Genomic DNA, 13,051 nt, shown 5'->3' on the forward strand with positions numbered 1-13,051 from the left:
TCTTGCTTGCGGTAAAATCGCGCTCTTGCGCAACCTCGTTGAGGTTGTGAGGGTTTTTCGTCTTACCCAGGGTAGGCCCGAGGACGGGCCAACCCTGGGCTTTGTTGCGCAACATCTTCGATGTTGCCGGATGGGAAGAAAGCCACTTTTATTCCCACATCGTCTGCGGTTCCACATCTTGGATTTTGCCGGATGAAGGAAAACACTTTCACTTTCATATTCATTAAGCGTTGAAATGAGGGGCTAATGGGAAGCATTTGGTGAGTGGGTGAGGTTTGGTTTCAAGAGGAGAATTCTTTCGTCCCTGCGGGACTTGATTTGTGGTGGACGTGAACCCAGCAATAAATTGCTGGGCTAAGCTCGGTCGTCCCTGCGGGACTTGGGACGGCTGCGCGGCAGCGCAGCCCTACCGTGCGCTGGATTTTCGGTTGTCCCGGCGGGGACTTGGGACGGCTGCGCGGCAGCGCAGCCCTACCATGCCTAGATCGTCGGTCGTCCCTGCGGACTCGGCGGAGTAAGTATTAAACTCTGATATTGGAGCGATCGCATTCGTTCGGTGAGTGAGACCAGAAATAAAAAAGGCCGGTCGTGGTGACCGGCCTTTGATGGGCGTCCGGAGGACGAGATTTTATTTCTGTTTGCGGTTGAAACCGAGCAGCACGCCGGTCGCGAGGCTCAACAGGAAAACTGTGCTGGTGGCTTCCGGTGCTGGGCTCAGCGGGTTGGCATCGAGATCGGCGACTTGCTGATCGGAGAGCACGCCGTCATATACTTTGATTTCGGCGACGCTGCCGCTGGAATATTCCCCCTGGCCGCCGCCCACGAGGTTATCGAGGAAGAAGTTCATCAATGCGCCGGGATTATCCGTCGTATCGAAGTTCAGGTTCATGACGTCGGTGGTGGCCGTGAATTCGAGGTCGTCGTTGAGGTAGCCTTTCACGGTGCTCGGATTGCCGCCAACGCCAGCCGTGACAGTGAGGACCACGTCTTCAAAGGTATTGGCCAAAACCTGCGTGCCACCGCCGGCGATGGGAAATACTTCGAGTTGATGGCTGGGATTGTAATAGAAGCCATTGTCCGAAGCGCGGTTTTGGGTGTCGATCAACCGCCGCCAGGTATCCACATTGTCCAGGCTGGCGACAAGTTGGACGGAATAATTATTGGGCGTGATAAGGCTGCTGGTATCCAGCGTAAGGCCGGCTTGCTGGGACGGGGTGGTGTTGCCGACGAAATTGTAAACGGAGTGAGTGCTGCCCAAAACGGTCGCGGTGCCGAAATTATTTTGGCCAAGCGGGTCGGTAGCGATGAGGTCGGGCGCGCCGCTGACACTCGAGGACAAGGTGTTGTTAAATTCGTAATCGCCAACGAGGGTTTGGGCATTGGCCGCAAGCGAAGCGGTCAGGGCGAAGCCGATTGAGGCGACGGATAGAACCTTGGAAGTGGTTTTCATGGTTTTCAGGAGATAACAGGCATGATTTTGGTTAGTATCAGTTTTGATAGGGCACAGAATGTGCCTAGCATATAAGTATCTATTAATAAAATGTTTAGGAATTTTATTAAAATTGATTTTGATGCCAAAATGTAAGAGAAACCGACGTGAAAATGGGCTTTAGAAAAAGCCGGTTTGGCGGGCTGGTTTTAAGTGATTTGAAATAAAGAATTTCCGCAGGATAGGGCTCGTTTTCGAGAATTGTAAAAAAAGGCAACGGAAACGGATTTGAATGGGCTATAAAGCCAAGCAGATTTGGGGATAAGATGATCCTCTCCCTGACTTGCGGCGGAGAGAGAATTAGTCGCTTATGGAACTGGGGCTGGGGGAGTTTTTATTCATTGGGTTTTGTTCCAAGGAACGGGCCTGCCTTGCTTTGCTCGGGACAGATTTTTCAGGTGTGGCATTTCCCCCGGCTGAAGCCGGGGGTTAATGAGAAGCGATTGATTTTTTTAGGCGATGGCAGAGTGGTTGCGGAATTTCTTTCGTTCCTGCGGGACTTCGGCGGCGCGGAAAAACATCGCCCTACCACGGGATGACGCCCTTTTTGAGAGAGGCCTTTTGATCAAGCCGCCTTTGCTTCGAGGCCGGCCATCAGGCGCATGAGGTTGGTCTGGGTGAAATCGGCGCGGGCGAGTTCGCCGGCGACGTTTCCCTGGCGCATGACGATGATGCGGCGGCTGAGGTTCATGACTTCGGGAAGTTCGGAGGAGATGGTGATGAGCGCGAGACCCTGGCAGGCGAGTTCGTCGAGGAGGCGGTGGATCTCGGCTTTCGCGCCGACGTCCACGCCGCGGGTGGGTTCGTCCACGATGAGGATTTTGCATTGGCGCGCGAGCCATTTGGCGAGGGCGAGTTTTTGCTGGTTGCCGCCGCTGAGTCCGGCGATGGAGGTTTCCATTGAGTGAGTTTTGACGCGCAATTTTTCGATGTAGCCCTGGACGAGCGTGCGTTCTTCCTGGCGGCGAATGAACCCGAGATTGCTGATGCGCGGCAGGATGGCGAGGGAGGTGTTCTCGCGGCAATTCATTCCCAGGACGAGGCCGAGACGCTTGCGGTCTTCGGGCAAAAGGCCAATGCCGGCGCCGAGGGCGGCGTGGATGGAATGCAGCGGGATTTCCGCGCCGCGCACGAAAACTTTGCCGGTGGCGGCGGGGTCGAGGCCGAATATCGCCTGCGCGATTTCGCTGCGGCCCGCGCCGACGAGGCCGGCGAAGCCAAGGATTTCGCCTGCGTGCAGGGTGAAGTTGACGTTCGCAAATTTGCCGGGCGAGGAAAGATTTTCCACGCGCAACAGTTCTTCGCCGAGTTCGCGGTGCAAATGTTGGGAGGAATATTGTTTGACTTCGCGCCCGACCATTTGCTGGATGACGCGGTCGGGATTGGTCTCGGCGATGCGTTCGGTGGCGACATGTTTGCCGTCGCGCAAAACGGTGATGCCATCGCAGAGGCGGAAAATTTCTTCCATGCGGTGCGAGACGTAAATGATGGTGATGCCGCGGGTCTTGAGCCTGGCGAGGAGGGTGAAAAGATTTTCGCTTTCGGCGACGGAAAGCGAACTGGTGGGCTCGTCCATGACGATGATGCGGGCATTGGTGCCGAGGGCGGCGGCGATCTGGACAAGCTGCTCCTGGCCGGTCGAGAGCTGGCTGATGGGGAGGTCCACGTCAATGTGGGTTTCGATCTCGGCGAGCATGGTGCGCGCGATTGCGCGCATTTGCGCGCGATCTAGCCAGCCGGCGCGGCGCGGCAAGTCGCCGAGGCAAAGATTTTCCGCGACGGTGAGGTTCGGACAAAACGCCAGCTCTTGATGAACCATGGCAATTCCCAGGTGGCGAGCGGCGAGGGGCGTCGGCGCGTGAATGGGTTTTTCGTCGAGAAAGATTTCGCCATCGTCGGCGGTGTAAACGCCGGAGAGAATTTTGCCGAGGGTGCTTTTGCCCGCGCCGTTCTCGCCGATGAGCGCATGGCAATCGCCGGACTTGATTTCAAAACTGACATTGTCCAACGCGTGCACGCCGGGGAAGCGTTTGGAAATATTTTTGAAGGCGAGCATGAAAATGTACAGCGATTATTTAGGCAACCACTTGTCCCAATTTTTCGCGAAGGCATCCACGTTTTCCTTGGTGACCGGAATGAGCGCGCTGACTTCTTTCGTCGAGGCGGGGTCCTGGTGGAGATAAATTTTGTTGATCAAAAGTTCGACCGAGCGATGGCCCCATTCGTAGCATTGCTGCGAGAGGAGAAGTTGAACGTGACCGCTGCGGATGTAGGAAAGCTCGGCGGGCAAGGCGTCAACGGAAACGCATTTCACCGTGCCGGGGGCCCACTTGAGCGCGTTGTCCGTGAAGAGCGGCCAGCCGCCGACGAAGCCCCAGCCGTTGATGTCGGGATTGGCTTGCATGACTTGTTCGACTTTTGCGGCGGCGTCCTGCGGCGTTTCTTTGTGATAATAAACTGACTTGATCGTGATGCCGGGAAATTTCTTCGCGACTTCTTTCATGCCTTGCACGCGCCTCTGGAGATTCGGCGCATTCTGGCTGCCGGCGAGAATCGCAATCGTGCCTTTGCCGTCGAGTTCTTTGGCGAGCGCTTCCATGACTTGTTCGCCGCATTTTTCGTCATCAATGCCGTAGGTCACGAAACGCTGGCTACGCGGGGCGTCGGAATCGAACGTGGCAACGGGCACGCCGTTCTTGACGGCGGAATTGATGGCGTCGGTTAGTTTATTCGCATCGGAGCAACTCACCGCGATGCCATCCGCGCCGGCGAGCACGAGTTGTTCGATGGCTTCGGCTTGTTTTTGTGCGTCTTCCTCATTGGGCGTGCGCCAGTCAATCTTGACCGCGATATGATATTTTTCGCTGAGTTCTTTGGCGGCATCCTCAGCGCCGACGCGCGCGGCCTGAAAGACCGGGTTGCTCTGCGACTTGGCAATGAGTCCGATGGTGTAGGATTTTTTGGTTTGGGCGTGAAGCGTGGCTGCCAGCCCGAGCGCGAGGACGAACGAGAGAAATTTTTTCATGGATGATAAATGATTCGTAACGGGTCGGAGTATTGATACCGGTCGCGCAAGGGTGGTTCAACTCGAAACGTGGCCGGTCGGCAAACCAAAAGCGGGGATGCCGATTCTGGTTTGTAGGAGTTGTAGGACACTGGCGGACAATGGAATCAGCTAATTGAATGTTTCTGATAGTGTGTGGCTTCGCTAGTTTTGACCTCGTGGAAAAGCAAGGCAAAGAACCGGGGCCAGTGAGGCAGGCAGATCGCAAACAGTTGCGGGTTTTGATCGCGGATGATACCGCGGCGATCCGTGATTCGATGTCGAACCTGATTTCGCGCCTGCGCGACGTGGAGATCGTGGGCCAGGCACAGACCGGCACCCAGGCCCTCGAATTGATCCGCACGCTCAAGCCGCACATCGCCACGCTGGACATCCGCATGCCGGAATTGAGCGGCATCAATGTCCTTACCGAACTCAAACGCGAAGGCTCGGACACCTCGATCATCATGTTATCGGGCCTCGCCGAAGCGGAATACCGCCGTAAATGCCTCGCCCTTGGCGCGAAATATTTTTTTCACAAAGCCACAGAATTTGAACAGGTCGTGGAAGTGCTTAAGGAAAGCGCGCGAGCTTTAAACGGTGAAGCGTAAGCATTTTGTAACCGCGCGGAGGCGCGGAGGTCCTTGCGGACGGCCACTGGGAGAAAGAGGTATCAGCCACGGATGGAACACGGATTAGAAAAATTCTTTTCCGTGTTTAATCAGTCGCTGCTAAAGATTCGTTTTTCCTCCGCGCCTCGGTGTCTCCGCAGTTAAACTCGGCCTCCCATCCGCACTCGTGCTCGACAATGCTCCACGTTGGTGGCACGTTGATTCGTGATGTCTAAGAAGCTCGATCAACTGCGCGAATTGCTGCGGTCTTATGGCTCCTGCCTGGTCGCGTACTCGGGCGGAGTGGACTCGGTTTTTCTCGCGCGAGTGGCGGCGGAAGTGCTTGGCGAAAAGTCACTGGCCGCAATCGCCGATTCGCCGAGCTTGCCGCGGCGCGAACTTGAGGAAGCGCTGGCCATCGCCCGCCAATTTGAAATTCCCGTCAAAGTGGTGCAGACCCAGGAATTCAATAATCCCGACTATCTCGCGAACCCGAACAATCGCTGCTACTTTTGCAAACACGAGCTTTTCACGGAACTTCTTCCACTCGCACGATCCGGCGGATTCGCCGTCATCGCTTACGGCGAAAATGCCAGCGACATCGGCGACCATCGCCCAGGTGCGAAGGCAGCATCGGAATTTCAAGTGCGCGCACCGCTCAAAGAAGCTGGATTGACGAAGGCGGAAATCCGCGAATTATCCGCGCAAATGGGTTTGCCCACGGCTGACAAACCACAAATGGCCTGCCTGAGTTCGCGCATTCCTTACGGCGAAGCGGTATCGCCGAAAAAACTGCGCATGATCGAGCAGGCGGAATACGTCCTGCGCGACTCGGGATTTTACGACGTGCGCGTGCGGCATCACGAATTGAAAGTGGGCGACCTGGCGCGCATTGAAGTGGGGCCGTCTGAACTCCCAAAATTTCTCGCTGATGATACCGGCAATCACGTCGCCGCCGCGCTGAAAAAAATCGGTTACGCCCAAGTCACCCTGGACTTGCAAGGCTACCGCCGCGGCAGCTTAAATGAGCCTGCACCCATCCGCGCCGCATTGTCGGTTTTAAAATAATGGTAGCGACAGTCTATGACCGCCATCGGCGCAACCGATTTCGCGCAACTTTTTGACTGGGCCGGTTTAATATCAGGAGCAGTTTAGATTATGCCACAATTTGCTTACAGGGCCCGTCGCCGTAGTGGCGAGACGGTGCAAGGTGTATTGGAAGTGCCGGACCGCACTGCGGCGCTGGCGCAAATTGAGCGACTCGGCCTATTTCCCATCAAAGTGGATGCCTCGAAGGGCGGCGTCGCAGCCGTGGCCGAAGCCGAACGTCCCGGCGGCAAGCGCGATTTGACGGCGTTGTTCCCGCCGGCGATCCGCAATTTTCTTCAGCGCAAGCGCAAACCCAAGTTGCAGGAACTGGCCACCTTCACCACACAGTTGGCGAACCTCCTCAACTCCGGCATGCCGCTCACCGTCGCGCTCAACAGCATGACCCATCTGACCTCCAAGGGCATTCCCGCCGAGGTCAGCAAGCAACTCAAGCAGGAAGTCATGGAAGGCAAAAGCCTCTCCAATGCGATGGCGCAACAGCCGCATGTTTTTTCCGACCTTTACATCAACATGGTCCGCGCCGGCGAGCAAAGCGGTTCGCTCGTGGAGGTGTTGCGGCGTTTGGCCAATCACTTCGAGCGATTCGCCGAAGTGCAATCGAAGTTTACCTCCGCGCTGATTTACCCGGCGTTCGTCGTCACTGCGGGCATTATCATCATGTTTTTGTTCATGACGAAAATGCTGCCGACCTTCATGGAAATTTTCAGCGGCATGAACATCGAGCTTCCCTTGCCCACGCGGATTTTGATCAAGATCAGTTACATCTTCAGTCATTTCTGGTGGGCCATGATTCTTACCGTGATCATCGTGGCGGCATTCATCAGGCGGTTTCAAGCGTCAGAAGAAGGCAAGCGCAAGATTGACCAATGGAAAATGACCGCGCCGGTTTTCGGTTTGGCGGTGCGCTTGAATTTATTCGGCCAATTCGCGCGCACGCTGGCCACGCTGCTGGAAAACGGCGTACCGGTGCTGACCGCCTTGCAGATCACCGAGCAGATCGTTCCCAATCGCATCGTCAAGGAAGCCATTGCGAAAACGCGCTCGGACGTCACCGATGGCAAAACCCTCGCGCAACCGCTGGCGCGCAGCAAAATTTTTCCGCAACTCATGGTTGACCTCGTGAAGATCGGCGAAGAAACCGGCAACGTCCCGGGCTCATTGCAGAACATCGCAGACACCTACGAAAGCGAACTCGCCACCGCGCTCAAAGTCATGACCAGCATGATCGAGCCGGTGATGATCGTCGTCATGTCGCTCGTCGTGGCGTTCCTGCTGGTGAGCATCCTCTCCGCGATGTTTGCCATGACTTCCAACATCGCCAAATGAAATCGGCGCGGTCCATCAACGGGGCGTTCACGCTCATCGAACTTATGTTGGTGGTCGCGATTCTGGGCATTGCGCTGACGATGGGTTATCCCGCCATCTCCAGTGCGCTGCATCGCCAGCCGATGACGCAAGCCGTGATGGACATCACTGAAGGCTGCCGCAAAGCGCGCGCCCACGCGATCCTGACCGACACCACAAGCGAGTTTAGAATTTACAGCGATGGCCGGATGGAAGTCGCCGATGCCCCGCCGGATGTGGCGGCCACGCTCGATTCCCCGCCCGGAAGCAACCCCGCACCGGCCAAGCCTGTCATCGTTACGGACAATGATTTGGCGGCTAAACCATCGTCACCTTTTTCCGGCCATCTGTCCGATTCCGTGGCGATCGAATTGATTGACGTGAACTTCACCGAGTTCAAGGACCAGGATGTCGCGCGGGTGAAATTTTATCCCAACGGCACATCGGATGAATTCACAGTGATTCTTTTTTCCGCCAGCAACGGCGAGCGGCGCAAGATTACACTCGAATGCGTCACCGCCCTCGCGGAGGTCAGTGCGCTCTAATGAAACTTCCGTTGGAAATATTCGCAGAGCAGGGTAGGGCGGCGCTGCCGCTCCGCCCAGTCCCGCAGGGACGAAAGATATTAGCCCAGCCATTTATGGCTGGGCTAGCGTCCGTTGCAAATCAAGTCCCGCAGGGACGAAAGAATTTTACGACCAGAGAATCCGCTGGCGAAATTCATTGCGAGCCGCCGGTCGGTGCAGGCGAGCAGGAAGAAGCTCAAAATTTTTCGTGGACAAAAATAAATTCCAATTCGGTTTCGCCTCACCCGCGCGAGGACACTGCCTTCACACTTCTCGAAGTCATGATCGCCTCGGGGATTTTTTTCATGGCAATCTTCGCCATTCTCGCCCTCGTTTCGAGCAACCTCCGCAATGCGCGCCTGCTTCAACGCCAGCAAGTGGATGCCGGCCTGCTTCTCGCCGATCTTTGCCAGACGAATCAACTCACGGAAGGCTCCGACTCCGGCGATTTCGGTGATGCTTTTCCCGGCTTCACTTGGACGTGCGACATCACCCTCGTCGCCACCAACGGTCTATTCAAGGTGGATTACATCGTCACGCGCCCGGGCGGCGGCCCGAACTCCGAGACCACGATGAGCGCACTATTGTTCCGGCCGGACTCGCAGAAATCGCCGGGCCGTTGAGCGCATGAAAATTTCCCGCCGCAAATATCCCCGGGCCTTCACGCTGCTCGAAATTATGGTGGCCATCGCCTTGCTCGCGATGGTTGTCATCGCGATTTATGCAAGTTGGAATTCAATACTGAAAGGCTCCCGCGTCGCGCTGGATGCCGCCGCTGCCGCGCAACGCACGCGCATCACCATGCGCACGCTGCACGATTCGCTTTTGTGCGCGGTGATGTTCAGCGCGAGCCCCACGAATTACGCGTTCATGTCCGATGGCGATTCAGAATTTTCCTCGCTAAGTTTCATTGCGCACCTGCCGCGATCATTTCCGCGCGGGGGAAAATTCGGCGATCTCACCACGCGAAGGCTTGAATTCAAGGTTGAAAGCGGCGCAAATTCTTCACGCCAACTCGTCCTGCGCCAGCGCCCGTTGATCATGGATTTTGACAAGGACGAAATCAATTTCCCGCTCGTGCTGGCCAGGGACGTGAAGAAATTCATGGTCGAATACGTGGACCCGCAAAGTGGTGATTGGGTGACCGATTGGAACCAGACGAACCAACTGCCCAAAGAAATGCGCATTACCGTCGGCTTGGGCCGTCTCGATCAATTCTCGAAGGACTCGCAAGACGCGATGGTCACGATTGTGGCCTTGCCGGCTATCGCCGTGCGGCCTGAGTGGCAGGTGATCGGCAATCGCAATCCGGTCAATAACGGCAACACTGGCGCGGGGACCAATCCAAATCAACCAGGCGCCAATCCTGGAAATAATACCGGGAACTTTAACCAGCCGCCCGGCGCATTGCCTCAGCGATAAGTCGCGCCATGAAAATTACTTTGCGCCAAACGTCCGACGGCATCGCGATTTTCATCGTGCTTATTTCCGTCATGGCGTTGACCGCGATGGCTTTTGTTTTCGCTTCGCAAATGAAAGTGGAGACCAAGCTCGCGATGAATTCCAACAACGAAAGCGAACTGGAATGGCTGGGGCGTTCCGGCATCGAACTTGCCCGCTATACGCTTGCCCAGGAAATCAGCACGCCCGGTCCCGGCCAGCGTTTTGACGCGCTCAATCAAAAGTGGGCCGACGGCCCCGCCGATACCAATGACGTTCTCGCCGGCATTTCGCTCGATGATATTCCGCTCGGCAATGGATTCATCAGGAAAGTCAAAATCACCGACAACGAACGCAAGGTGAACATCAACACCGCCGTCAATAACGAAGCCCTGATGACGCAGGCGATGATTCTCATCGGCGTGGATGCCTCGGAAATACCCACTATCATCGGATCCATCCAGGATTGGATAGATCCCGATGACGAGACTCACGTCAACGGCGCCGAGTCGGATTATTATCAGACCCTCGACCCGCCGTACTTCGCCAAAAATGCGCCGATTGATGACTTGTCCGAATTGCTGCTCATCAAAGGCATTAATAGCGATATTTATTTCGGCCCGAACTCCACCAACCATCCGCCGAGCCGTTTTCAAGGCCGCTCACCCGATGGCAATGGTCTCAATCCGACCAGTCAGGCGACCGTCGGCATGGTGGATGTCTTCACACCGATTTCGAGCGGGTTGATCAATATCAACACCGCGTCCGCCACCACTCTGCGCATGATCGGCATGGATGAAGCCACCGCGGATAAAATCATTTCATTGCGCGCCGGCCCCGACGGCGTGGATGGCACCGAAGACGACATGCCTTTTTCAAACGTCGGTGAAATCATCAACGCCGGTTTGCCGAGTCAAATCGCGCAACAATTCATGTCGCTCCTGACCGTGCGCAGTTCGACCTTTGAAGTGGAAGTGGACGTCGAAGTGGGCCAGTCTCATCGCAAATATTTCGCCACCCTCCGCCGCGACACGCGGAACATTCAGATCCTCGGCATGCGCTGGGAATAAACCCTCGGGAAATTATCGGGGGACGAGGCTGTTGGGGAGGTGAGCGTACCTGCGAGCCTCATTGACTATTTTGACTGTTCCCGCATAAAACATTTCCCTCGCAAACCATGACCGCCAAAAAAATCATTTTCGTCACCGGAACCGATACCGGCGTCGGCAAAACCCTTCTCAGCGCGCTCCTGCTTCACCATTTGCGCCAATCGCCCGGTCGCACACTTGCGATGAAACCCTTTTGTTCCGGCGGCCTCGGTGACGTGCGCCTCCTGCAAGCGCTTCAACCCGGCGAATTGTCAGACCGGGAGATGAATCCGTATTACTTTTCTGAGCCTATTGCGCCCTTCGCTGCGGCTGGAAAGTCCAGAAAAATTCGCCTTCCAGAGGTTGTCAGCAGCATCAATCACATTAAAAAACAATGTGATCGCCTCATCATCGAAGGCTCAGGCGGACTTCTCGTGCCGTTGGGAGAAAATTTCACCGTGGCAAACCTCATCGCAAAATTAGACTGCCAAGTGGTCGTTGCGGCGCGAAATAAACTCGGGACAATCAATCACACACTATTGACCATCAATGTGTTAAAGCAGATTGGTATTAATGCAAAAAACCTCACCATCGTCCTGATGTCCACGGCAAAACCAGATCTTTCCTCCCAAACAAATCTCGCCGTCATCAAGAAATTTCTGCCCGAAATCAGCGTGTTTAACCTCGAGTTCTTTGGTGCAAACGCCTGTTCGGAGAAAAAAATTCGGGCAAATCACCTCAAGGTGGAACCGATTTGCAAAAAATAACTCCTCCCGAACCGATAATTTTGTCCCCTTGATGATCTTTTTCAAAGAAATTGATTTACTAAAGCAGAACATTAGAGGGCAGGGCGACGCTGTTAACATCCTTTAAAATCAACGGTTTCAAGCGGTACTGCGGCTCATCCATTACAACCCGGAAACGGCCAGGAAAAGAATCAGTAAAAAAATTTAAAAAACCTCTTGCACTCCCGCAGAAGTTTGATAGTTTCGTCTCGTTCTTTTGACACGGTATTCAGAACTGAGCGACAGAAAATAATCTGTTGACAGTAAATGCGGATCGGGTAAAGTGGTTCCGCATTCAAAGCAAAGGTATCTCAGATGCCGAAGTTGTGATAAAAATCGGCACTGGGGTTTTTTGTCCCCTTGATGGGACGCTGAATGAGATTTTTGAAGCATTTTAGATGCTTCTGCTCTTTGAAAATTGAATTGTGCGATAAGTTGGAGCCCCTTAAAAGCATCCAAGTTAGTTGGATGATTTTTAAGAGTTTTAATAATTAAGAAATAGCCGATCTAATCAATCGGCAGGTTTCAAACTAACGTTTTTTAACGGAGAGTTTGATTCTGGCTCAGAACGAACGCTGGCGGCGTGGATAAGACATGCAAGTCGAACGCTAATTTCAGGGTAGCAATATTCTGAGGTTGGAGTGGCGCAAGGGTGCGTAACACGTGGGTAATTTGCCATAATGTTGGGGATAACTCGCTGAAAGGCGAGCTAATACCGAATGTGAAAATTGGGAGGCATCTTCTGATTTTTAAAGTTGGGGACCGCAAGGCCTGACGCATTATGATAAGCCCGCGGCCTATCAGCTAGTTGGTGGGGTAACGGCTCACCAAGGCTAAGACGGGTAGCTGGTCTGAGAGGACGACCAGTCACACTGGAACTGAGACACGGTCCAGACACCTACGGGTGGCAGCAGTCGAGAATTTTTCTCAATGGGCGAAAGCCTGAAGGAGCGACGCCGCGTGGGGGATGAAGGGCTTCGGCTCGTAAACCCCTGTCATTTGCGAACAAACCTTACGATTGAACAGGTCGTGAGCTGATTGTAGCGAAAGAGGAAGGGACGGCTAACTCTGTGCCAGCAGCCGCGGTAATACAGAGGTCCCAAGCGTTGTTCGGATTCACTGGGCGTAAAGGGTGCGTAGGTGGCAGGGTAAGTTTGATGTGAAATCTCTGAGCTTAACTCAGAAACTGCATTGAATACTATCCGGCTTGAGGGTTGGAGGGGGGACTGGAATACTTGGTGTAGCAGTGAAATGCGTAGATATCAAGTGGAACACCAGTGGCGAAGGCGAGTCCCTGGACAACTCCTGACACTGAGGCACGAAAGCTAGGGGAGCAAACAGGATTAGATACCCTGGTAGTCCTAGCCGTAAACGGTGCATATTTGCTGTAAAAGGAATCGACCCCTTTTGTGGCGTAGCCAACGCGTTAAATATGCCGCCTGGGAAGTACGGTCGCAAGATTAAAACTCAAAGAAATTGACGGGGGCCTGCACAAGCGGTGGAGTATGTGGCTTAATTCGATGCAACGCGAAGAACCTTACCTGGCCTTGACATGCAAGTAGTAGAACCATGAAA

11 protein-coding genes and 1 rRNA gene are annotated in these 13,051 nt (G+C 54.7%); 9 read left to right on the forward strand and 3 right to left on the reverse strand.

What is annotated here, in order from left to right:
• Positions 1 to 628: 628 nt before the first annotated feature.
• The 3 genes from VH413_19745 to VH413_19755 form a co-directional block, all read right to left on the reverse strand.
• Positions 629 to 1,450, reverse strand: a complete 822-nt coding sequence (locus VH413_19745) for a PEP-CTERM sorting domain-containing protein (protein HEX3800936.1) — start codon at positions 1,448 to 1,450, stop codon at positions 629 to 631.
• Positions 1,451 to 2,054: 604 nt separating this feature from the next.
• Complete coding sequence (locus VH413_19750; GenBank protein ID HEX3800937.1) at positions 2,055 to 3,545, reverse strand: sugar ABC transporter ATP-binding protein; 1,491 nt, start codon at positions 3,543 to 3,545, stop codon at positions 2,055 to 2,057.
• 15 nt (positions 3,546 to 3,560) lie between these two features.
• Complete coding sequence (locus tag VH413_19755; protein ID HEX3800938.1) at positions 3,561 to 4,514, reverse strand: substrate-binding domain-containing protein; 954 nt, start codon at positions 4,512 to 4,514, stop codon at positions 3,561 to 3,563.
• A gap of 170 nt (positions 4,515 to 4,684) precedes the next feature.
• On the opposite strand from VH413_19755, the gene VH413_19760 reads away from it, so the two are divergent.
• The 9 genes from VH413_19760 to VH413_19800 form a co-directional block, all read left to right on the forward strand.
• Positions 4,685 to 5,143 carry a response regulator gene (locus VH413_19760; protein HEX3800939.1) on the forward strand — a complete coding sequence of 153 codons (459 nt, stop codon included), beginning with the start codon at positions 4,685 to 4,687 and terminating at the stop codon, positions 5,141 to 5,143.
• A gap of 228 nt (positions 5,144 to 5,371) precedes the next feature.
• Positions 5,372 to 6,211: an ATP-dependent sacrificial sulfur transferase LarE gene (gene larE, locus VH413_19765; GenBank protein HEX3800940.1), complete on the forward strand. Its 840-nt coding sequence runs from the start codon at positions 5,372 to 5,374 to the stop codon at positions 6,209 to 6,211.
• Positions 6,212 to 6,301: 90 nt separating this feature from the next.
• Positions 6,302 to 7,579 (forward strand): type II secretion system F family protein, encoded by a 1,278-nt coding sequence (locus VH413_19770; GenBank protein ID HEX3800941.1) that lies wholly within the window; start codon positions 6,302 to 6,304, stop codon positions 7,577 to 7,579.
• Complete coding sequence (locus VH413_19775; protein HEX3800942.1) at positions 7,576 to 8,142, forward strand: prepilin-type N-terminal cleavage/methylation domain-containing protein; 567 nt, start codon at positions 7,576 to 7,578, stop codon at positions 8,140 to 8,142. Before VH413_19770 ends, VH413_19775 begins: the two co-directional genes overlap by 4 nt.
• A 95-nt stretch (positions 8,143 to 8,237) precedes the next feature.
• Positions 8,238 to 8,786: a hypothetical protein gene (locus VH413_19780; protein HEX3800943.1), complete on the forward strand. Its 549-nt coding sequence runs from the start codon at positions 8,238 to 8,240 to the stop codon at positions 8,784 to 8,786.
• A 4-nt stretch (positions 8,787 to 8,790) separates the two neighbouring features.
• Positions 8,791 to 9,585 (forward strand): prepilin-type N-terminal cleavage/methylation domain-containing protein, encoded by a 795-nt coding sequence (locus VH413_19785; protein HEX3800944.1) that lies wholly within the window; start codon positions 8,791 to 8,793, stop codon positions 9,583 to 9,585.
• Positions 9,586 to 9,593: 8 nt separating this feature from the next.
• Positions 9,594 to 10,673, forward strand: a complete 1,080-nt coding sequence (locus VH413_19790) for a general secretion pathway protein GspK (protein ID HEX3800945.1) — start codon at positions 9,594 to 9,596, stop codon at positions 10,671 to 10,673.
• A 107-nt stretch (positions 10,674 to 10,780) separates the two neighbouring features.
• A complete protein-coding gene (gene bioD, locus VH413_19795) occupies positions 10,781 to 11,458 on the forward strand; it encodes a dethiobiotin synthase (protein ID HEX3800946.1) in 678 nt (225 codons plus the stop codon).
• Between the two features lie 558 nt (positions 11,459 to 12,016).
• Positions 12,017 to 13,051: ribosomal RNA gene (locus VH413_19800) — 16S ribosomal RNA — on the forward strand; the annotation flags it as partial.

The organism is Verrucomicrobiia bacterium (genome assembly GCA_036268055.1).
Taxonomy (GTDB): domain Bacteria; phylum Verrucomicrobiota; class Verrucomicrobiia; order Limisphaerales; family Pedosphaeraceae; genus DATAUW01.